This is a genomic window from Alteromonas sp. ALT199, from assembly GCF_018619335.1.
GTDB lineage: Bacteria > Pseudomonadota > Gammaproteobacteria > Enterobacterales > Alteromonadaceae > Alteromonas.
Genome location: NZ_JAHHDX010000023.1, coordinates 1 through 1,353 on the forward strand (window position 1 = coordinate 1; position 1,353 = coordinate 1,353).

Genomic DNA, 1,353 nt, shown 5'->3' on the forward strand with positions numbered 1-1,353 from the left:
CAATGATGGCAAACGCAGCGTTCGGCGTGATGAATGGCGAAATGACCATTGGTGACTTTGTACTTATAAACGCATTCACCATGCAAATATTCATGCCCTTAAATTTCTTGGGATTCGTTTATCGCGAAATTAGAGGCAGCCTTGCCAATATTGATAAGCTGTTCGACCTTCTGTCCCAAGCCCCTGCAATCAAAGATGCAGAGGACGCCACCGAATTGACCTGCGCTAACCCTGCTATACGCTTTAATAACGTGCACTTCGCTTATAACGAAAATAGGCAAATATTAAATGGATTGAGCTTTGGTGTACCGCCAGGAGCCAAGGTAGCTGTAGTAGGTGAAAGCGGCGCGGGAAAATCTACGTTAATGAAGCTGCTTTTTCGTTTTTACGACCCTCAACGGGGCAACATTACCATAGACGGAAATAATATTGCCTCTCATACGCAACAAAGCTTACGCTCGCACATCGGTATCGTACCTCAAGATACTGTGCTGTTTAACACCACCTTGCTAGAAAATATACGCTACGGCAATCCCGATGCCAGCGACGAAGAAATTGAACAAGTCATTAGACTTGCACACCTTGGAACCTTTGTAGAAAGCCTGCCTGATAAGCTGGAAACAACCGTAGGTGAACGGGGACTAAAGCTTTCTGGCGGTGAAAAACAGCGCGTATCTATCGCACGAGCCTTATTAAAAGGTGCGCCAATCATGATTTTCGATGAGGCCACCAGCTCATTAGATAGCACGTCAGAACGGGCAATTTTGTCTGCCTTGCGCAATGCGGCCAAGGGCCACACTAGCTTGGTCATAGCCCATAGATTGTCCACCATTATTGATGCCGATAAGATCCTAGTACTTAAAAACGGTACCATAGTAGAGGAAGGGACACACACCTACTTGCTTGAGCAAGGTGGTGAATACGCAACACTATGGCAAGCGCAACAGCGTGAAGATGACGAAGCTAGTTCAGATAAAGATGTAAAAGGAAGTTAATAGATGGAGCCAACGCTTATAAAAGCCGCCATTAATCAAGTAATGCCGTTCGGAAAATATGCTGGAAGACGCCTATTCCATTTACCAGAGCCTTACCTAGTTTGGTTTAACAAACAGGGCTTCCCCGAAAACAAGTTAGGTGAACAGCTCGCGTTAATGTATGAAATAAAATTAAACGGTTTAGAATCTGTAGTAGAGCCCCTTTTAGATGATGACTAGCAACTGTTTTACGACGATAACTCCCTTGTGACGAGCATTGCCTTATTTCCGTAATTTTTATAAAGGTTACCAACTTATATCAATGGTGAATAACAATTTTAAATTCTGTTATTCCCTGACTTTGAGGTTGGTTTAACCG

At 43.8% G+C, this 1,353-nt stretch carries 2 protein-coding genes; both read left to right on the forward strand.

The genetic code is table 11. The features are described from left to right. On the forward strand, positions 1 to 995 hold a 995-nt coding region (locus tag KL866_RS02895), incomplete at its 5' end, for an ATP-binding cassette domain-containing protein (protein ID WP_214993263.1). Between the two features lie 3 nt (positions 996 to 998). Further along, the gene (locus KL866_RS02900) at positions 999 to 1,214 is read left to right on the forward strand and encodes a DUF3820 family protein (protein WP_214993264.1); all 216 of its coding nucleotides are present in this window, start codon (positions 999 to 1,001) and stop codon (positions 1,212 to 1,214) included. Positions 1,215 to 1,353: the final 139 nt, after the last annotated feature.

Coding starts and splice junctions, on each gene's coding strand:
- KL866_RS02900 (WP_214993264.1), top strand. CDS start 999: ATGGAGCCAACGCTTATAAAAGCCGCCATTAATCAAGTAATGCCGTTC.